Source organism: Bacillus sp. SYZHCR11 (genome assembly GCF_057196865.1).
The window spans coordinates 657,129-675,689 of record NZ_JBXUND010000001.1; the positions used below are offsets into that span (position 1 = coordinate 657,129).

The 18,561-nt window shown below is 46.2% G+C and carries 22 protein-coding genes; all 22 read right to left on the bottom strand.

Translation table 11 applies throughout. The features are described 5' to 3' along the window. Nucleotides 1–2 precede the first annotated feature (2 nt). From AC2CGA_RS02795 to fliG, 22 genes are read right to left on the bottom strand one after another with little or no spacing between them, the layout of a single operon-like run. Entirely contained in the window at nt 3–1,070 is a 1,068-nt protein-coding gene (locus AC2CGA_RS02795) for a protein-glutamate methylesterase/protein-glutamine glutaminase (protein WP_003154228.1), read from the bottom strand. Beyond that, nucleotides 1,067–1,960 carry a MinD/ParA family protein gene (locus AC2CGA_RS02800; RefSeq protein ID WP_003154229.1) on the bottom strand — a complete coding sequence of 298 codons (894 nt, stop codon included), beginning with the start codon at nt 1,958–1,960 and terminating at the stop codon, nt 1,067–1,069. Before AC2CGA_RS02800 ends, AC2CGA_RS02795 begins: the two co-directional genes overlap by 4 nt. Next, nucleotides 1,957–3,048, bottom strand: a complete 1,092-nt coding sequence (gene flhF, locus AC2CGA_RS02805; RefSeq protein WP_117614572.1) for a flagellar biosynthesis GTPase FlhF — start codon at nt 3,046–3,048, stop codon at nt 1,957–1,959. Before flhF ends, AC2CGA_RS02800 begins: the two co-directional genes overlap by 4 nt. Further along, nucleotides 3,048–5,081 (bottom strand): flagellar biosynthesis protein FlhA, encoded by a 2,034-nt coding sequence (gene flhA / locus AC2CGA_RS02810; RefSeq protein ID WP_003154231.1) that lies wholly within the window; start codon nt 5,079–5,081, stop codon nt 3,048–3,050. The genes flhF and flhA overlap by 1 nt, the downstream gene beginning before the upstream one ends. A gap of 33 nt (nt 5,082–5,114) precedes the next feature. Continuing rightward, the gene (gene flhB, locus AC2CGA_RS02815) at nt 5,115–6,194 is read right to left on the bottom strand and encodes a flagellar biosynthesis protein FlhB (protein ID WP_052585931.1); all 1,080 of its coding nucleotides are present in this window, start codon (nt 6,192–6,194) and stop codon (nt 5,115–5,117) included. Further along, nucleotides 6,194–6,973, bottom strand: a complete 780-nt coding sequence (gene fliR / locus AC2CGA_RS02820; RefSeq protein WP_003154233.1) for a flagellar biosynthetic protein FliR — start codon at nt 6,971–6,973, stop codon at nt 6,194–6,196. Before fliR ends, flhB begins: the two co-directional genes overlap by 1 nt. A 6-nt stretch (nt 6,974–6,979) precedes the next feature. Continuing rightward, nucleotides 6,980–7,249, bottom strand: a complete 270-nt coding sequence (gene fliQ / locus AC2CGA_RS02825; RefSeq protein ID WP_003154234.1) for a flagellar biosynthesis protein FliQ — start codon at nt 7,247–7,249, stop codon at nt 6,980–6,982. Between the two features lie 14 nt (nt 7,250–7,263). Further along, nucleotides 7,264–7,929 carry a flagellar type III secretion system pore protein FliP gene (gene fliP / locus AC2CGA_RS02830; RefSeq protein WP_048367253.1) on the bottom strand — a complete coding sequence of 222 codons (666 nt, stop codon included), beginning with the start codon at nt 7,927–7,929 and terminating at the stop codon, nt 7,264–7,266. Then, nucleotides 7,922–8,575, bottom strand: a complete 654-nt coding sequence (fliZ, locus tag AC2CGA_RS02835; protein ID WP_003154237.1) for a flagella biosynthesis regulatory protein FliZ — start codon at nt 8,573–8,575, stop codon at nt 7,922–7,924. Before fliZ ends, fliP begins: the two co-directional genes overlap by 8 nt. A gap of 14 nt (nt 8,576–8,589) precedes the next feature. Then, on the bottom strand, nt 8,590–8,952 hold the full coding sequence (gene cheY, locus AC2CGA_RS02840; RefSeq protein WP_003154238.1) for a chemotaxis protein CheY: 363 nt from the start codon (nt 8,950–8,952) through the stop codon (nt 8,590–8,592). Between the two features lie 26 nt (nt 8,953–8,978). After that, on the bottom strand, nt 8,979–10,115 hold the full coding sequence (gene fliY, locus AC2CGA_RS02845) for a flagellar motor switch phosphatase FliY (protein WP_003154239.1): 1,137 nt from the start codon (nt 10,113–10,115) through the stop codon (nt 8,979–8,981). After that, the gene (gene fliM, locus AC2CGA_RS02850; protein ID WP_003154240.1) at nt 10,105–11,103 is read right to left on the bottom strand and encodes a flagellar motor switch protein FliM; all 999 of its coding nucleotides are present in this window, start codon (nt 11,101–11,103) and stop codon (nt 10,105–10,107) included. Before fliM ends, fliY begins: the two co-directional genes overlap by 11 nt. Nucleotides 11,104–11,136: 33 nt before the next feature. Next, the gene (fliL, locus tag AC2CGA_RS02855; RefSeq protein WP_003154241.1) at nt 11,137–11,556 is read right to left on the bottom strand and encodes a flagellar basal body-associated protein FliL; all 420 of its coding nucleotides are present in this window, start codon (nt 11,554–11,556) and stop codon (nt 11,137–11,139) included. Beyond that, a complete protein-coding gene (swrD, locus tag AC2CGA_RS02860) occupies nt 11,553–11,768 on the bottom strand; it encodes a swarming motility protein SwrD (RefSeq protein ID WP_003154243.1) in 216 nt (71 codons plus the stop codon). The genes fliL and swrD overlap by 4 nt, the downstream gene beginning before the upstream one ends. A gap of 39 nt (nt 11,769–11,807) precedes the next feature. Beyond that, nucleotides 11,808–12,584, bottom strand: coding sequence for a flagellar basal body rod protein FlgG (gene flgG, locus AC2CGA_RS02865; RefSeq protein ID WP_003154244.1), 777 nt, complete (start codon nt 12,582–12,584; stop codon nt 11,808–11,810). Nucleotides 12,585–12,608: 24 nt separating this feature from the next. Further along, nucleotides 12,609–13,049, bottom strand: coding sequence for a flagellar hook assembly protein FlgD (gene flgD / locus AC2CGA_RS02870; protein WP_003154247.1), 441 nt, complete (start codon nt 13,047–13,049; stop codon nt 12,609–12,611). Next, the gene (locus tag AC2CGA_RS02875; RefSeq protein ID WP_024085300.1) at nt 13,050–14,393 is read right to left on the bottom strand and encodes a flagellar hook-length control protein FliK; all 1,344 of its coding nucleotides are present in this window, start codon (nt 14,391–14,393) and stop codon (nt 13,050–13,052) included. 6 nt (nt 14,394–14,399) lie between these two features. Beyond that, the gene (locus AC2CGA_RS02880) at nt 14,400–15,014 is read right to left on the bottom strand and encodes a MotE family protein (protein ID WP_015388236.1); all 615 of its coding nucleotides are present in this window, start codon (nt 15,012–15,014) and stop codon (nt 14,400–14,402) included. 11 nt (nt 15,015–15,025) lie between these two features. Beyond that, nucleotides 15,026–15,469, bottom strand: a complete 444-nt coding sequence (gene fliJ, locus AC2CGA_RS02885) for a flagellar export protein FliJ (protein WP_003154253.1) — start codon at nt 15,467–15,469, stop codon at nt 15,026–15,028. Between the two features lie 5 nt (nt 15,470–15,474). Next, on the bottom strand, nt 15,475–16,791 hold the full coding sequence (fliI, locus tag AC2CGA_RS02890; protein WP_003154254.1) for a flagellar protein export ATPase FliI: 1,317 nt from the start codon (nt 16,789–16,791) through the stop codon (nt 15,475–15,477). Continuing rightward, a complete protein-coding gene (fliH, locus tag AC2CGA_RS02895; protein WP_003154255.1) occupies nt 16,788–17,543 on the bottom strand; it encodes a flagellar assembly protein FliH in 756 nt (251 codons plus the stop codon). Before fliH ends, fliI begins: the two co-directional genes overlap by 4 nt. Further along, the gene (gene fliG / locus AC2CGA_RS02900; RefSeq protein WP_003154256.1) at nt 17,536–18,552 is read right to left on the bottom strand and encodes a flagellar motor switch protein FliG; all 1,017 of its coding nucleotides are present in this window, start codon (nt 18,550–18,552) and stop codon (nt 17,536–17,538) included. The genes fliH and fliG overlap by 8 nt, the downstream gene beginning before the upstream one ends. Nucleotides 18,553–18,561: the final 9 nt, after the last annotated feature.

Below are 18,561 nucleotides of genomic sequence, written 5' to 3' on the forward strand. Positions count from 1 at the left end.
ATTCACACCCTCTCTTTTTTCACACATCCGGTGATGGATGCCGCGATATCTTCCACATGTTTAATCTCATGAATGAGGCCCGCCTTTATCGCTGACTTCGGCATTCCGAACACAACACAGGATTCGTCCGATTCCGCAATCGTTTTAACGCCGCCTGTTCTGAGCATTTCTTTTACGCCCTCGGTTCCGTCGCTGCCCATGCCTGTCATAATGACGGCTACCTTTTCGTAACCGGATAAACGGCTTGCCGACCGAAACAAATAATCGGCTGACGGTTTATGCCGGCTTTCCGTATCATGAACATCAAGAATGATGCGGAGCCTTCCGCCTTCCTCTGCAACCGTCATATTTTTTCCGCCGGGCGCGATGTACACCCATCCGTCTTTCGCTTCTTCACCGTTTTCCGCTTCTTTGACCTGAATATCTGACAAATGGTTGAGTCTGTCTGCAAGTGAAGCGGTGAAGCCTTCAGGCATGTGCTGAACGACAAATACAGGCGCCTTTAAATCCTTCGGCAGTTTCGGAACCACCTTTTGCAGAGCCCGCGGTCCGCCTGTAGAGGTCGCGATGAATACGGCCTGCTTGGCGGATTTTGCTTTCGGTCTTTCAAATCCCGCCAAAGCCGGACGTTCCGGGATAGAAGACTCTTTCACTGCCGCCTCAGGTTTTTGGGCGCGGGACAGCCCGGCTGCAATCACCCTCTCAATCAGCTGCTCTTTAATTTTATAAAGATCAAGTGAAATCGCTCCGGAAGGCTTGGTGATAAAATCAAAAGCGCCCATCTCCAGGCAGTTGATCGTTCGGTCCTTCCCTTGCTGTGTCTGGCTCGATACCATGATGACGGGAAGTTTATATATGCTGATGATCTTCCGCAATGTATCCGTTCCGTTCATGACCGGCATTTCAATATCAAGTGTGACAACATCCGGTTTGAGAAGCTCTATTTTCTTCAGCGCCTCTTCCCCGTTTCTGGCTGTCCCGATGACTTCTATCTGCACTTCCGCAGCCAGAAAATCGGTAATCATCTTTCTCATAAAAGCTGAGTCATCAACGACAAGCACACGAATCACTGTAAAGTCCTCCTCAATAAAAAAGAAGATAATCTCTCAATAAAAGCCGGTTTCTCTTCTCTTGGTTTGTTTTCTTCCGTTTGAAACAAGACATCCGTCAGAAGACGGACGGACCTGCTGGCTTTTGCTTGAGGACTTTTTATTAAAAAAGGCACCTGGTCAATGACGGCTTGACTTACTAGCGGATCATCGGGTATGGAGCCGGCGAAACGCACCTCCGCGCCTAAAAACGTGTGGATCGCATGAGAAAGGCGGTTGTACGTGTCCAGCGCCTGTTTTTGGGCGCGGGCGCGATTGACGGCAATGTTTACGGTCAGCCGTTCATCCGCGAGCAAAAGATGTTTGATCGCGCTGTACGCATCCATAATGGCCGTCGGCTCAGGCGTTGTCACGGCGAGAATGTCTTCCGCCGATAAAATAAACGGCAGCTGTTCTTTTGAAAGTCCCGCTCCCATATCAAACAGAACGTAATCAAAATCGCTTAATACAGCGGAAAGACCATTCATAAAAGCCGACCACTTCTCTCTGTCTGCTTGATAGAACGCCTCAAGCCCCGTTCCTCCGGATATGTAGCGAAGGCCTTTCGGACCGGAGGAAAGTGATTGAGCCAACGCGTGCCGATTCTCCATCACATCAATAATGGTGCGGGAAGAAGCAGCTCCGATCAGCACATCAATGTTGCCCATTCCGATGTCAAGATCAATGATGAGTGCTTTTTTTCCTTTTTCCTGCAGGGCAACTGCCATGTTTAATGTTAAATTAGATTTTCCGACGCCGCCTTTACCGCTTATGACGGCTAATGTCTTCGCTTTTTTCTCATAAAGCTCCGGCTTGATCATTTGCCTCTCTCTCATTTTCCTTCTTAATGACTCTGCCTGATCGGGTTTCATGCCAAAAGCATCCTTACAAACTCTTTTGGTGAAGCCGATAGGATGTCTTCAGGCACATCCTGTCCATTTGTCAAATAGGCGGCGCCGATTCTTGATTCCGACAGCACTTGAAACACGGAGCCGAGTGAGGCGGTTTCATCCGTTTTCGTGAAAATGTATTGATTGACCGGCACACCGGAAAACTGTTTCAGCACCTGTTTCATATCTTCATATTTTGCAGATGCCGATAATACGAGAAAGGATTGTAAGCCTGATTCAAACGGAATCATCTCTTGTAATTCCGTAATATACTGCTCTTCTTTAAAGTTTCTGCCGGCTGTATCAATGAAAACATGGTCGTATTCAGCGAATTTTTCCAGTGCCTTCAGACATTCTTCCTTTGAATAGCATACTTCAAGAGGAGCCTGAAGCAGCTCCGCATATGTCTTCAGCTGCTCGACCGCGGCAATCCGGTAAGTATCCGTCGTCATAAAGGCAATTTTTTTATGCTCTGTCAGCATTGATGAGGCCGCAAGTTTCGCAAGTGTAGTCGTTTTGCCGGCCCCGGTTGAACCGAAAAGCACGACGTATTTTGATTGAATCCCTTCCTGCCACCTGTCTGTCGAAGGGAGTTTTTTCACTAACAAATCCTGCAGCTTTGAGCTGACATTATCTTCAGTTAAATCTCCGGAAACAATTGAAGAACTGAGCAATTCACTGAGTACGGCGTTTTGCGTATGATCAGGAAGCCCGGCTTGCTTCAATAGTCTCTCGGCTTTTTTTAATGGTTCAGGGAGCACTTCTTTCAAATGCGCCAGTTCGCCGGAAATACTTTGATCCGGAAGGCGCGGCGGCTGAACAGGCTCAGCTTTCTCCGCCGTTTCCGTCTTTTTCATTTCTTCAGCGGCAGCCGGCGGCGTTTTTCTCGCTTCCCTGACGTCACGATCTAAAACCGCTATCACTTCGACGGCCTGCTGCGACCGCAGCCCCAGCCATTTTCGTTTCTTTACTTGTTTGGAATGTAAAATAACGGCATCATTGCCGAGTTCCTTTTTGATTTGCTTCGCGGCATCCTGCATTGAAGCGGCTGTAAATTTTTTTATTTTCATTAAATATCCACCACTCCAATGCTCTGTACTTCAACATTTGCTTCCAGCTCATTATAAGAAAGAACCGGAAGATCAGGGAAATACCGTTCTAACAGCTGTTTTACATACATTCTGACAGCAGGCGAGCAAAGAAGAATCGCTGACTCCTGACGGATGGAAAGCTGCTCGGCCTCTTTAGCGACAGAACGGATGATGCTGTCTGAAACCTCAGGATCGAGTGACAGGTAATTGCCCTGTTCAGTCTGCTGAACCCCGTCTGCAATCGCTTTTTCCACCCGGCCTGAGCATGTGATGACCTTCAGCGTTTCATGCTCTCTCGCATATTGTGCCGTGATTTGTTTGGCAAGCGACTGTCTCGCGTATTCTGTCAAAAGGTCTGAATCTGTCGTTAATCTTCCGTAATCGGCAAGAGTTTCAAAAATGGTCACCAAGTTTCTGATTGAAACTTTTTCTCTCAGCAATTTGGCAAGCACCTTTTGAATATCGCCGACAGAAAGAGGGTTCGGCGTGACTTCCTCAACAAGCACAGGATAATTTTCCTTCAGATGATCGATCAGCTGCTTTGTTTCCTGTCTGCCGACCAGTTCATGAGCATGCTGCTTGATTTTTTCTGTAATATGCGTAGATACGACTGACGCCGGATCAACAACTGTATACCCCAGCATGTCCGCTTCATCTTTTGCAGCTTCGCTGATCCATTTTGCGGGAAGTCCGAACGACGGTTCAATCGTTTCGATTCCTTCAATGACGTCATCTTCAGGCGTCGGTGACATCGCTAAATAATGATCCAGCAGGAGCTCTCCTTTAGCGACTTCATTGCCTTTAATTTTCAATCTGTATTCATTCGGCTGGAGTGCGATGTTATCCCTGATGCGCACAACCGGAATGACAAGTCCCAATTCAAGCGCAAGCTGACGTCTGATCATGACGATGCGGTCAAGAAGATCACCGCCCTGCCCCGCGTCTGCAAGCGGCACGAGTCCGTATCCGAACTCAAATTCAATCGGATCAATATGTAAAAGCTGCACAACGCTTTCCGGGCTTTTCAGTTCATCCGCCTGAGCCTCTTCTTCAAGAATTTCTTCCTCTTCTTCGCTCGGCTTATCCGCTTTGGACAGCATATAAGCGCCGAATGCAAGCAGACCGGCGATCGGCCCCGTCAGCAGAATGCCGATCGGTGTAAGAAGACCGAGCAAAAGTACAGTTCCCGCGGCTACATACAAGAGCTTCGGATAAGCAAACAGCTGGCCTGTAATATCATGACCGAGGTTTCCTTCAGATGCCGCTCTCGTCACGACAATCCCCGTAGCCGTTGAAATGAGCAAGGCCGGCATTTGAGAAACGATACCGTCACCGACCGTCAGCATTGTAAAGTGAGACGCAGCTTCTTGTATGCTCATCCCCTGCTGCAGCATGCCGATTACGATTCCGAAAATAATATTGATCATCACAATGATGATCCCCGCGATGGCATCCCCTTTGACGAATTTGCTCGCACCGTCCATGGCGCCGTAAAAATCCGCTTCCCGGGCGACTTTTTCACGTCTGTGCTTTGCATCCTGCTCCGTAATCATGCCGGCATTTAAATCCGCGTCAATACTCATTTGCTTTCCGGGCATCGCATCGAGCGTAAATCTCGCCGCCACTTCCGATACCCGCTCGGCGCCTTTTGTAATGACGATAAACTGAATAATAATTAAGATTATGAAGACAACAAGCCCTACCAGCACATTTCCGCCGACAACGAAATTCCCGAATGTCTCAACAACCTTTCCCCCTTCTCCGTGAGAAAGAATCGAACGTGTCGTCGACACATTGAGCGCAAGCCGAAACAGCGTCAATAACAGCAGCAATGACGGGAATATCGAGAATTGCAGCGGTTCTTGCATATTCATTGTGGTGAGAAGCACGATCAACGCAAGAGAGATATTAATGATGATCAAAATACTTAACAACCATGGAGGGAATGGAATCACCAGCATTGCCACAATGAGGACAACACTTATTAAAACCGATAAATCTCTTGTTGACATGCTGTTTTTCTCTCCTTTTGAATCTGAAATTCACTATACTTTTTGTTTCGTTTTATATACATAAGCCAAAATTTCCGCAATGACTTTGAAAAACTCTTCCGGCACAGCCTGGTCAATGTCAACCTGATCATATAACGCACGCGCGAGCGGCCTGTTTTCAATCGTCATGACATCGTGTTCTTTGGCGATCTGCCTGATTTTTAATGCAAGATGGTCGACCCCTTTGGCAACAATGTAAGGGGCGTCCATTTTCTTTTCATCATATTTTAAAGCAATCGCATAATGGGTCGGGTTGGTAATGATGACATCCGCTTTCGGCACTTCCTGCATCATCCGCCTCATCGCCATTTCCCGCTGCTTCTGCTTAATTTTGGACTTGATAATCGGATCACCCTCCGATTTTTTGTATTCATCTTTTATATCCTGCTTTGACATTCTGATATTTTTCTCATAGTCAAAACGCTGATATAAATAATCAAGCCCGGCCAGCAGCATTAGAGCCCCTGATCCCGCAAGCCCCATCCAAAGCGTGAGCTTAGAAACGAAAGTGAGCACTTCCGCAGGTGTTAAAAGCGGAAGGCGGAGAATATCGCCATAATGCAGCCAGAGCACCATAAAGGCGGCAAAACCGACCACAGTAATCTTCAAAATGGATTTGATCAGTTCAACAATCGCCCTCATGCTGTAAATCCGCTTAAATCCTTTCAGCGGGCTGAGCTTATTCAAGTCAGGCTTGAGAACTTCCGCAGAAAACAGAAAACCCACCTGCATGTAATTGCTCACGACACCTGCCACAAGCGCGACCAGCATAATCGGCGCGAGGATGAGGCTGATATCTTTCACCGTATCTACGAACAGTTCATGCACGGAAGATGCTGACAGATGTAATGATATCGATTTCGTATAAAACGTTTTAATAAAGGACAGCAGCCTGTCCCGCATATAAGGACCGAGCGCGATCAGCGAAAGAAAGATAATCAGTAAAGAAACGGCTGTATTCACATCCGTACTTTTCGCGACCTGTCCTTTCTTTCTTGTATCCTTCCGTTTTTTCGGAGTGGCTTTCTCCGTTTTTTCACCGGCAAAGAATTGCAGATTCAGTCTGAGTCTCATCATGTCACACCGACCAATGCCAATAGATTCCGCATGGTTTCAACGGTAAGGCTGAAGATGTTGCGGACGACGACAAACATCACCGCCATACAAACGATCAGCATAATAAAGCTCACGGCTATTTTCAGAGGAAGCCCGACAACGAAAACATTCAGCTGCGGCACCGTTCTCGCCACAATACCGAGCGCCAAATCAACTAAAAACAGACTGGCCACAACCGGCGCAGACATTTGAAAAGCGATAATGAACATGGCATTGAAGCTTTTTGCGATAAAAAGTCCAAAGTGATCATTTCCAAACGACGGAAATGCCTGATCAAGCGGGATATACTGAAAGCTGTAATAAATCCCGTCCAATAAAAGATAATGGGCGTTTACGCTGAGCATAAATAACAGCGCCAGCGTATAAACGAATTGTCCGATCAGCGGGCTTTGCGTTCCTGATTGCGGATCAATGACATTGGCGATGGAAAAGCCCATCTGAAAATCAATAAAGGAACCCGCTATCTGAATGGCTGTCATCATCATGAAAGCAATCAGCCCGAGGCTCAAGCCCACAACGGCCTCTTTTATGACAAGCAGCATATACTGTTCCCCTATTTCTATTTCCGGCGCATGTTTCAGCGTGCTGAAGCAGATCACCGAAAGAAAAAAAGCAAAGCCGATTCGGTGAACCGCCGGCAGATTCCGATGTCCGAACACCGGCACCGTTACAAAAAAAGCAGAGATTCTGATAAAGACCAATAAAAAAGCGGGAAATAAATCAATGATGGAATTCATTTGATTCTACCCTGCAAATCGGTTCAGATGAGAGAACAGATCAGTTGTGAACGAAAGAATCGTCGACAGCATCCAAGGACCGAAAAAGATCAGTCCAAGCATCACCGCCACGATTTTCGGAATGAACGCAAGCGTCTGTTCCTGGATTTGAGTTGTCGCTTGAAAGATACTGACGAGCAAACCGACGATCAGCGCGATCGCAAGCAGCGGCCCGCTGATCATTAGTGTTACATATACGGCTTTTTCCGCCATGGAAATTACAAATTCTGAACTCACAATTAGCACCTACCCTAAAAGCTGTCAAGCAAAGATTTCACGATTAAATACCATCCATCGACCAAAACGAAAAGCAATATTTTAAAGGGCAGAGAGATCATAACCGGCGGTAGCATCATCATTCCCATTGACATTAAGACGCTCGCCACGACCATATCGATAATTAAAAACGGAATAAAAATCATAAAGCCCATTTGAAAAGCGGTTTTGAGTTCTGATATCGCATAAGCAGGCACCATCGTCGTCAAAGGAATATCCTGAATCGATTCAGGTTTTTTCATTTTGGCATAGTTCATAAACAGCGCCAGATCCTTCTGCCTTGTATGCTTGCTCATATACTCTTTAATCGGCTTCTCGGCTTTTGTATATGCTTCATCGAGACTGATTTTGTTGTCCATCAGCGGCGTTAAGGCTTCCTTATTAATCTCTGAAAAAGTCGGCGCCATAATAAAAAACGTCAAGAACAGCGCAAGGCCGATTAAAACCTGGTTCGGAGGCATGTTCTGCGTCGCCAGTGAGGTTCTCACAAAAGACAGAACGATGACGATTCTCGTAAAGCAGGTCATCAAAATCAGAATCCCCGGCGCTACTGAAAAGACAGTCAAAAGCAGCAGTAATTTAACAGTGGAGCTGACTTCGGTCGGATTGCTTGAATTAAAAAGATTAACGAATTCATTCATGATGATAAGGGCCTTTCTTCTTTCCTTCAGAACGGCTTTGTTTCAGCTCGTTCAGCTGTTCTTTCAGCGCTTTTGAAAACGACGGAAGCATCGTTTGCGGCTTTTTTTCTCCATCCTTACGCGGATTTACGAGCTTGGTCCATTCCACTTTTGAAGACATCGACTCTTCGTATTGGCTCAGAATCGCCTCGCGCTCTTTTTCATCTTCTATTTCTTTTAAAAGCTGTATCGTTTCGCCCACACCGACTACGAGAACGCTGTTTCCCACTTTAATCAGCTGCACGGAACGATTTTGGCCGACTGACGTTCCGCCGATATTTTCTACATATTGAAACGGCTTCAGCAGACGGTTTCTTCTATTCATCAGTTTGACAAATCCATAGATCAGCAGAATGACGAATAATAACGCCCCGATCATCTTTACAAAATCAAAAGCGGAGACAGAAGATGCAGAAGCATCCCCTATCTCTTGATCAGCCGTTTGTTTCGATGTATCGCTTTTTTTCTCTGTTTTGTTTGTTGATTGTTTGTCAAACCATTCGTTGACGGTGGAATTATCAGACTCTGCCGCAAAAGCAGGGAACGGATGTACATTGAGTAAAACGAAACAACAAATCAAAGCTAGTAAACCATGACTCTTTTTCAACAGTCGTACACCCTTTAGCTTAATGTTTTATTAATGGCTTCAAGCACGCGGTCCGCTTGGAACGGTTTCACGATAAAGTCTTTTGCGCCGGCCTGAATCGCGTCAATAACCATTGACTGCTGGCCCATAGCCGAACACATGATGATTTTCGCCTGCGGATCGATCTGTTTAATTTCCTTTAGAGCTGTAATCCCGTCCATTTCAGGCATTGTAATATCCATTGTCACTAGGTCGGGGGAATGCTCTTTGAATTTTTCGACTGCCTGCGCTCCGTCTGAAGCTTCAGCTACAACGTCAAAACCGTTCTTCACTAAAATATCCTTGATCATCATTCTCATAAATGCTGCATCGTCTACAATTAAAATTCTGTGTGCCATAATCTGTTTCTCTCCTCTATGTTCGCTTATTTTAAATTGTTAAGGCGGTCTGCCTGACTTAAAATATCAGTGACTCTCACGCCGAAGTTTTCTTCTATGACAACGACCTCGCCCTTTGCCACGATCCGCTGGTTGACCAGGATGTCCACAGGTTCACCAGCCAGCTTGTCAAGCTCAATAATGCTTCCCGCAGAAAGTTCAAGGATTTCTTTGACGCTTCTCTTCGTTCTGCCGAGCTCAACCGTAACGGAAAGCGGAATATCCATCAGCATATCAAGGTTATTCCTTGATCCTTGCGCCGCTTCGTTATGATCAAACGCCTGGAATTCTACCGGAGCGACTTGAACAGGAGCAGCTTTTTTTGCGGTTCCCTGTCTCTTCGGAAGCTCGGGTTTTGCCTGCGGCTCCGGCTGCATGGCAGGTTCCGGCTGCGGCGTTTCGTATGTTTCCTGTGGTTCTGATGCGGTTTCTGCGGCCTCTGACTCATGCTGGTCCGCAGTCATCAGGTCTGCGATCAGATCTTTCGCAAACGTAATCGGATAAAGCTGCATGATGCTCGAATCGATTAATTCGCCGACTTTCAGACGGAATGACACTTTTACGAGCAGGTCATCCTCAGGTATTCTGTCGGTCCCTTTTTCTTCCGTCACATCCAGAAGTTCAACCCTTGGCGGAGAAATGTCAATCTTTTTACTGAATACGGTCGACATTGACGTAGCAGCCGAGCCCATCATTTGATTCATTGCTTCCTGCACGGCGCTCAGGTGGATTTCACCGAGTGACGGATCGGCGCCCCGGCCGTCTCCGCCGATCATCAAATCCGCGATGATTGCCGCGTCGCTTTGTTCGACGACGAGCAAATTGCTGCCGTCAAAGCCTTCTGTGTAGTTCACTTCAATGGCAACATACGGATGAGGAAATTCATCACTGATTTTGCTTTTTGAAATGACGGTCACACTCGGTGTCGTAATGTCCACTTTTTGATTTAAAAGAGTGGACAGCGCCGTAGCCGAGCTGCCGAACGAAATATTCCCGATTTCTCCGATCGCATCGCGCTCAAGTTCAGACAAGTTCGCCTCTTGAGGCTGTTCTGTATCCTCTGACTGACTGCTTGTGCCGTTAAGAAGAGCATCGATTTCATCTTGAGATAATCTATTGTTCATCTTGTTCACCTCTTATGTCGTGATCTAAAATTTGCACTGCCTGTCTTCGATTCACCCGGCCGGCCTGCCCTAAAAACTTCGGTTTGTTTCCGACCAATACAGTAAGAGGATCAGTCACTGATTTGTCCAGAGTTATACAGTCCCCGACTTCCAAACTTAAAAATTCTTCTATTGTCAGTTCAGAAGCGCCCAAGAGAGCCACAACGGGAATTTGAGCCGTCATGATGCGCTTTTCAAGCAGCTTCGTTTCTTCGGGCTTCGCTTCATTCCGGTCTGATTGCATCCAATAATGTACGGAAAGCTTAGGGATAATCGGCTCAAGTACGACATGGGGAATACAAAGATTAATGACACCGCTGATTTCACCTATTTGTGTATTGAGAGAAATGACAACGACTGTTTCATTTGGGGAAACCATCTGTACAAACTGAGGATTCACTTCAAATTCAGTCATTTCAGGGTCAATATCAGCAATCGATTGCCAAGCTTCTTTGTAGTTGCCCAGTGCATTTTCAAATAAGTTAGAAATAATATTCGTTTCAATTTCCGTAAGGCTGTCAGCTTTGTTATGAGTGATGCCGATGCCTCCCATGACGCGGTCAAGCATTGCGTATGCGATGGTGGGATTAACCTCCATCATGATTCTGCCTTCCATCGGATGAACATCGAATAAATTTAAAATCGTCATGTTCGGTATGGAACGGATAAATTCTTCATACGGCACCTGGTCAACTGAGCTGACGGATATATGAATATACGTTCTGAGCTTGGCGGAAAAGTGTGTTGTGAGAAGCCTCGCAAAGTTATCATGTATCCGGGTTAAACTGCGTATCTGATCTTTCGAGAATCTGAGAGCCCGTTTAAAATCATATACCTTTACTTTTTTCTCTTTAACTTCCTTTTTCAGCTCTTCCGCATCCGCCTCACCCGTGGAAATGGCGGAAAGCAGTGCGTCTATTTCATTTTGGGAGAGAACTTCTCCTGACATTTTCTTCACCTCCGTATTCTGTCAAATTTGTTTTTATTGCAGATTAAAGGAGGTAATGTACACTTTCTGAACTTTTCCTTCTTGGAGATAGCTGTTTACTTTCTCTTTTAATGATTGTTTAAACGCTTCTCTTCCTTTATCTCCCTCAATCTCTCCGGCGCTTGTGTCAGCTAAAATGGAAATGATGTTGTCTTTCACCTGAAAATCGCGTTTTTCAAGTTCTTCCTTCGCTTTAGCCGAGTCGGTTTCAAGCTTGATGCCGATACGGATGATGCTGTCAGACTTTAAGTTTGTCGTGATATCGTCGACAGACACAGTGGCTGCAACGACTTCGTCAATTGTCGGCTTTTTATCTTTGCCGGAATGTCCGCTGACGACAAAATATGCTGCCGTTCCGAGGCCGGCGATGACAATTAAAATAATCAGCAAAATGATGACTAATTTTTTCTTCATTCTTCTTCCTCTATTCCCTGATCCAGTGAAAATATTTGTATGCTATGGTAAAACGATATGACTTTTTTGAGAACTGCTTCCTCCGGTTCTTTCACTACGAACTTTTTGCCGTTGGACAGTGTAATCGTCGTGTCGGGGAAGCACTCAATCTGTTCGATAAACAGCGCGTTCAGCGTAAAAGGCTGGCCGTTTAAACGGGTGACTTGAATCATGCAATCCGGAGAAGCGGCCTAACCGCCTCTCCTCCCTCCTTACCGTTTCAGATTAACCAGCTCCTGAAGGATTTCATCTGAAGTCGTAATGATTTTTGAGTTTGATTGGAAACCGCGCTGAGCAACGATCATTTCGGTAAATTCATCTGTCAGATCTACGTTTGACATTTCAAGATAGCCTGCCAAAAGCTTACCCGTTCCGTTTTCGCCCGGAGTGGTGACTGCGCTCGCAGCTCCTGAACTTAATGATTCTCTGTAAAGGTTGCCTCCGATTTTTTCCAGACCGGCGCTGTTAGGGAACGTGACAAGACCGATTTGTCCGGCATCATGAACCGCATCCCCTGCATCAGTGTATGTAACGGTTCCGTCTGCACCGATGCTGTAATCTTTCGCATCAGTCGGAATATTGATTTTGCCGCCGCCGATTTTTTCAAGGTAGTACCCGTCAGTCGTAACAAGGTTGCCTTGATTGTCCTTTCCGAAATTCCCCGCACGTGTGTAAACGATTCCCGAACCTGTATTAATCTGAAAGTAGCCGTCTCCGTCAATGGCTAGGTCGGTTTTATTCTGTGTAGCCTGCGGGGCGCCGGTTGAATGAACGACATCAATGGAAGAAGTCGCGGCACCCAGGCCGATTTGTTTTGAATTGGTCACGTTTGAACCGCCGGCGACTGTCTGGCTGATCATATCTTTAAATGTAACGCGGCTTTTCTTAAATCCCACTGTGTTGACGTTGGCGATGTTATTGCCGATTACATCTAGTTTTGTCTGAAAGTTTTTCATGCCGCTGATACCGGAATATAATGAACGTAACATGTTAAATTCCCCCTGGGTTTCTTTTTATTTAGATGTTTCGCTGACGGCCGTGACATTCCACGGACTGACCTCTTTGCCGTTTTCAAGCACGAGCACGTAATTGCCGTTTGAATGCTTGACTGAATTGACTGGGCTTGTCTGATCCTTCCCGTCGCTGTCGCTGAATGTGACATTTTTGCCGATCCAGTTCACATACATCGTAAACGGATCTTGATTTTCTACAAATTTAGTCATCGTCGTATTCATATTCATCATTTGTTCCAATGAAGAAAATGTCGCCATCTGGCTGATGAATTCTTTGTCATCAACCGGATTGAGCGGGTCCTGGTTTTGAACCTGTGTCATTAAGATCTTCAGAAATTCGTCTTTCCCTAAATTCGTACTGCTGTTTACTGCGGAGGTGCTCTTCGCGTTTGAAGTGGTTGAAGCGCCCGCCGCGGCATAATCCGAGTTTACTGATGTCAACTATTCTTCCTCCATTTCATTGAGAGAAAGCTCCTCCAGCATATCTCCGAAATCGCCTGACTGCTGCTGGTTCTTCTGCTCTCTCTGTCCCTGATGCTGCTGTTTATTGTGATCGGCCGTCTGCCCGTAAACAGACTGCTGATCCCCGCCTTGAAGCGGGACTGTAAAACGGTCGACCTGGACCGACATATTCGGAAGCGACTGTTTCAGCTGAGGAAGATGCTGTTCCAGCAGCTCTTTCGCGGACTGGCTGGATGCGATTATTTTGCTTTGAAACATCCCGTTTTCGTTTGTCACCTTAATTGTGACAAATCCGAGGTTCTCGGGATTAAGACGAATCGTAAAGCTTCCGGTTGTTTTCCCGAAAGGCGTGTATTTCATCTGTTTCCAGCCGCTGATGACCTGATCCGTTAACGGTTTATTTTCTGCCGGCTGCTGTTCAGCTCCTGCGGACGCTTGCTGAATGCCGGCAAGGCTTCTCGTTCCCGAAAACAGTATATGTGCAGACAATTTGCTGTCAGGCGCCTTTGCGTGAGAAACCGTGCCGCCGTTTTGCTGTTCCGTTTTCCCGGCTGACTCTTGGGATGATTCAGATGATTGAGATAACACAAAAGCTTTCAGCTCAGTTTCAGCCATATCCCATTCCTTTGTTCCCTTTTGAGAAAGGCCCGCAAGCTGCTCCGCGACGCTTTGAAAGCTCTTCAGCTCAGCGGCTGTCATGGAGTAAAGTTTAGATGCAGATTCGTTTTTCGGAAAAAATGTCTGCCGCAGGTCTTGAATCACGCGGTCCGGAACGCCTTGTTTTTTCAATGCCTCTAATAAACGGGCGCCTTCCTGGTAAACCGCCTTTGCCTGCGTGCTGTCCGGCAGTTCCTGCTGAGATGTGAAGAGCTGGGATACGGCTTCTTGAATGAAAAGCAGGCCCTTCTCAAGCGCATCCTTGACGGAATCCCCGTCTTTTGCGGAAGAATCCGGCTCATTCGTTTCAGGCTTCGCCCCATGCTGTTTTCCCGCTAACATGTCTTCAACGGATTCGGCAAGCTGTTTCAATAAAGGAAGAGCTGTTTCAGCCGTCTGCTTTCCTTCAAGAGCTTTTACCGCCTCAAGCAGCTGTTTAAGCTGCAATTCTTTATCTTCCGGGCCGGCTTTCAGCCAATCACCGATTTTCGATAGGGCATCATTCAGCTCTGCGTCACTTGTTTTTGTTTCATCTCCGGGCTGCCGGGGAGAAGTGATTTCCGACAGGAGCCAGTTCTGAAATAGACCTAAGCTGTTTACATTCATCTTCACATTGCTGTTTTGCGCAGTCTGCGTACGATTACCCGTTAATTCAAGCAGCTTCAACTTACATCACTCCTTATTTCCGTCAGCGGATAGTTTTTCTGTATATTTAGCCGCTTGTTCAGGAGTCATTTTCGTCAAGATTTCAGCAAGCTGCTTTTTACTTAATCCGTTTAAAATATCGAGGGCTTCTTTTTCTTTCAGCTTTACGATAATGCTTGCCGCTTTACCGCTGTCCATACTTTTATAGATGTTGATCATTTTATCTTTTCCGGCTGAATCCGAAGCGTCTTTTTTCGTTTCATCCGTCTTCGTTTTCTGCTGCTGTTCAGCTTCCTGTTTCAGCGAACGGATTTTCTGATTCAGATTATCGATTTCGGACTTGCTTGTGTCTAAATCTTTATTCAAAATGTTAATTTCACTTTTTTGTTCCTTTATGGTCTTTTCAAGAGAAGCCGTTCTGTCTTCCTTCTGCTTTTCCGCCGCGCTTTTCATTTCTTTCGTTTCGGGAACCAATTCTTTTAAAACAGGCGTTTTAGCGGCTGTTTCCTGAATCGGCTTCATCACATCAACGCCGGCAGCCCAAAGGATGATGCTTGCGACGATGATCAGAAAAATCAGCGGGATCATGATAAAAAGCAGGATTGAACCGAACTTTCCAGATCTCTTTTCTTTATCGGCCATTTCATTCGCTCCTAATGCCCCTGAATCATAAACTGCTTGATTGAAATGTCGTCCATTTCCCTCATCTCTGCAGCTTTGTCTTCAAGTGCGAACATATTAAATTGTTTTTCCCGCATTTTTTCAAATTTCTTTACTTCAATGTTTTTTTCGGTGAGCTGTTCCTGCTTCTCATTCATTTCATTTCGTTTCATGATGACAAGCTTTTGATAATGATAGATGGTGTTCTCAAGATTGGAAACGAATTGCTGATAATGTCTCATTTCCTGAACGCTCATCCCGCATTTCAGCTTTGATTCTTTGTCTTTTTCGAGCAATTCTTTTTTGCTCATATTTTCATATAGTTTTTCAGCCACTGTCTCAAATTCAGAAACCGATTGTCTGTATTCAGTCAATGTTTGGTCTTTTTCATTTTCTTTTAATTCCAGCAGCTTTTGAAATCTGAATTGGTACGCCATGATGTTTATTCCTCTTTTCCTGTCAGACTCGTCAATGCCGCAATGCTGTCTTCCAATTGAGCAGGTTCTTCCGTTCCTTGTTTTAAAAATTGAATAAGCTGCGGATAAAACTGAATCGCTTCATCAATTTCTCTTGATGACCCTCTTTTGTAAGCTCCAATATTAATGAGATCTTCAGAGTTTTGATAAGTTGACAGAAGATCGCGGAATTTGTTGGCCGCCTCTATGTGCGCTGTGTCTGAAATATTAGACATGACCCTGCTGATGCTTTTCAGGATGTTCACGGCCGGGAACTGTCCTTTGTTGGCAAGCGCCCGATCGAGAACGATATGCCCGTCTAATATTCCGCGCACCGTATCGGCAATCGGTTCGTTCATGTCATCTCCGTCAACGAGAACCGTATAAAAAGCGGTTATCGTTCCTTGTTCATTTGCGCCCGTTCTTTCCAGCAAACGGGGCAAAATAGCGAACACAGAAGGTGTATATCCCTTTGTTGTCGGCGGTTCTCCCGCTGCCAGGCCGATTTCCCGCTGAGCCATCGCGACCCTCGTGACGGAGTCCATCATGAACATCACATTCCGGCCTTTATCGCGGAAATACTCCGCAATGGCGGTGGCCGTATACGCCGCTTTCAATCGCATTAACGCAGGCTGATCAGAGGTCGCGACTACGACTATCGAGCGTTTCAGGCCTTCTTCGCCTAAATCCTTCTCGATGAATTCACGCACCTCGCGCCCCCGTTCACCGACAAGTGCGATAATGTTTAAATCAGCTTCAGTCTGCTTCGCAATCATTCCCATCAAGGTGCTTTTTCCGACTCCGCTTCCGGCAAAAATCCCGATTCTCTGCCCTTTTCCTACCGTCAGCAGACTGTCAATCGATCTGACGCCGACACCCATCTTTTCCCGTATCGGCGGGCGTTTCATCGGGTTTGGCGGCGGCTGTTCCGTCGAAACGGGGGACAAACCTTTCGGAAGCGCCCGGCCGTCAAGAGGTTCGCCGAACGCGTCGACAACTTGTCCGATTAAACCCGCCCCTACTTTGATGCGGAGCGACTCGCCAGTGGCCTCCACAATGCTGCCCGGCGCGATGCTGGCCGCTTCCAGATAAGGCATTAGCAGAATGTTTTCATCCTGGAAGCCTACAACCTCAGCTTTAATCGCTTTTTTCGCATGGCCTTTCGGATAAATGAGACAAACATCTCCGATTGAGCTTTCGGGCCCTTTTGATTCAATCATCAGCCCGATGACCCGTTTAACCTTGCCGTAGCGTTTGTACGGATCCGCTGTTTCAATTGAGTCTATTAAATACTGTGTCTTCATTGCTCCGCTCCCGCCTCAAGCGCCGTTAAAAGCTTTTGCTTTAATTGCATCAGCTGGGTGTCTATGCCTGCATCAACACGTCCGAACGGAGTTTCTATCGAGCACGTTCCCTTCGCGGCTTTTTCATCGGCATATAAGCTTAATCTGCATTCTTTGTATAACAGCTGCTGAATTTCGTCCATATGCTGATGAACCGTCTCATAATATTCAGGGTCCACATAGATGGAGATGTCATCATAATCTTTTACTTCGGCTACTACCTGTTTGACCAGCAGAAGGAAAGCCTCTTTATCGTCACTTTTTTGCCGCCATACTTTTTTAGCGAGCGCAACAGAAAGCTCAATAATTTCTTCCTCAGCGCTTTCCAGTTTTTCCTCGACTGATTGTCTGGCCATTTCCATAACGGCATTGGCCCGGCTGATGAGATTGGCATATTCTGCTTGAGCATCGGCTTTTCCCAATGCCATGCCTTCTTTATATCCTTCTGCCTTCGCTTCTTCAATCAATCTTTGTTTTTCTTCCGCCCAGCGGTTTTTCTCTTCTTCAATCTGCCGAAGAGTGTGATCCAATTGACTTTTCGCTTCTTCAGACACCCTGTCGGCTTCGGCCTTGGCAAAGGCCATGAGCGCCTCCGGATTTTCAGGTTCCTCCCGGTCTGGCTGGGAATGTGTTTTCCTGACTTCCTGCAAGGAAAGCTTGCGCCGTTTTTGTTCAGGAGAAAATGATGATTGCTGTTTAATGATATTAGACAATAATATCGTCTCCTCCGCCTCGCGCGATTACAATTTCTCCGGCTTCTTCCAGCTTGCGGACGACGCCCACGATTCTTGATTGCGCCTCTTCCACATCACGCAAACGCACAGGCCCCATAATTTCCATTTCCTCTTTAAATGTTTCAACCATACGCTGTGACATATTGCTGAAGACAATCTCTTTGACTTCCTCGCTCGCAACCTTCAATGAAAGCAGGAGGTCGTCGTTTTCAACATCTCTGATCACGCGCTGAATCGCACGGTTATCAAGGGTGACAATATCTTCAAAGACAAACATCCGTTTTTTGATTTCATCCGCCAATTCAGGATCTTGGATTTCTAATGAATCAAGGATCGTTTTTTCCGTTCCTCTGTCTACGCCGTTTAACACTTCAACAACGGCTTCTATGCCGCCGGTCTGCGTATAATCCTGCGTAAAGGAGGAGGACAGCTTTTGTTCAAGGACCCGCTCCACTTCATTTATGATTTCAGGAGACGTTCTGTCCATAACCGCAATCCTTCTTGCCACCTCAGCCTGAACGTCCGGGTTCAGCTCAGACAAAATCTGTCCGGCCTGCACCGGGTCAAGGTAGGATAAAATCAGCGCCATCGTTTGCGGATGTTCCTGCTGAATAAAATTTAAAATCTGTTCGGGCTCCGCTTTTCTCGCAAAATCAAACGGCTTTACCTGCAAAGAAGAGGTGAGCCTGTTTAAAATGCTTACCGCTTTGTCTTCTCCGAGCGCTTTTTCAAGCACTTGGCGGGCGTAATTTAAACCGCCTTGTGAAATATAGTCCTGAGCGATTGCGATATTATGAAATTCTTCAATGATTTCATCTTTTCTTTGATGATCGACGCTTCTGACTCCCGAAATCTCGAGAGTCAATCTTTCTATTTCTTCTTCAGACAAATGCTTGTACACAGAAGCTGATACATCAAGGCCTAAGGAAATCATGAGGATGGCTGCTTTTTGTTTTCCTGTAAGCTTGTTCTGATCACGTTTCGCCATTTTCCATTC

Excerpts from the sequence above, each read along its gene's own strand:
- flhB (WP_052585931.1), bottom strand. The coding sequence starts at position 6,194 with ATGAGACTCAGACTGAATCTGCAATTCTTTGCCGGTGAAAAAACGGAG.
- fliI (WP_003154254.1), bottom strand. The coding sequence starts at position 16,791 with ATGAAGACACAGTATTTAATAGACTCAATTGAAACAGCGGATCCGTAC.
- fliY (WP_003154239.1), bottom strand. The coding sequence starts at position 10,115 with ATGAACAATAGATTATCTCAAGATGAAATCGATGCTCTTCTTAACGGC.
- cheY (WP_003154238.1), bottom strand. The coding sequence starts at position 8,952 with ATGGCACACAGAATTTTAATTGTAGACGATGCAGCATTTATGAGAATG.
- fliG (WP_003154256.1), bottom strand. The coding sequence starts at position 18,552 with ATGGCGAAACGTGATCAGAACAAGCTTACAGGAAAACAAAAAGCAGCC.
- flhA (WP_003154231.1), bottom strand. The coding sequence starts at position 5,081 with ATGTCAACAAGAGATTTATCGGTTTTAATAAGTGTTGTCCTCATTGTG.
- fliJ (WP_003154253.1), bottom strand. The coding sequence starts at position 15,469 with ATGGCGTACCAATTCAGATTTCAAAAGCTGCTGGAATTAAAAGAAAAT.
- AC2CGA_RS02880 (WP_015388236.1), bottom strand. The coding sequence starts at position 15,014 with ATGGCCGATAAAGAAAAGAGATCTGGAAAGTTCGGTTCAATCCTGCTT.
- fliR (WP_003154233.1), bottom strand. The coding sequence starts at position 6,973 with ATGAATTCCATCATTGATTTATTTCCCGCTTTTTTATTGGTCTTTATC.
- AC2CGA_RS02800 (WP_003154229.1), bottom strand. The coding sequence starts at position 1,960 with ATGAAACCCGATCAGGCAGAGTCATTAAGAAGGAAAATGAGAGAGAGG.
- swrD (WP_003154243.1), bottom strand. The coding sequence starts at position 11,768 with ATGATTCAAGTCACCCGTTTAAACGGCCAGCCTTTTACGCTGAACGCG.
- fliL (WP_003154241.1), bottom strand. The coding sequence starts at position 11,556 with ATGAAGAAAAAATTAGTCATCATTTTGCTGATTATTTTAATTGTCATC.
- flhF (WP_117614572.1), bottom strand. The coding sequence starts at position 3,048 with ATGAAAATAAAAAAATTTACAGCCGCTTCAATGCAGGATGCCGCGAAG.
- fliP (WP_048367253.1), bottom strand. The coding sequence starts at position 7,929 with ATGAATGAATTCGTTAATCTTTTTAATTCAAGCAATCCGACCGAAGTC.
- fliM (WP_003154240.1), bottom strand. The coding sequence starts at position 11,103 with ATGTCAGGAGAAGTTCTCTCCCAAAATGAAATAGACGCACTGCTTTCC.
- flgG (WP_003154244.1), bottom strand. The coding sequence starts at position 12,584 with ATGTTACGTTCATTATATTCCGGTATCAGCGGCATGAAAAACTTTCAG.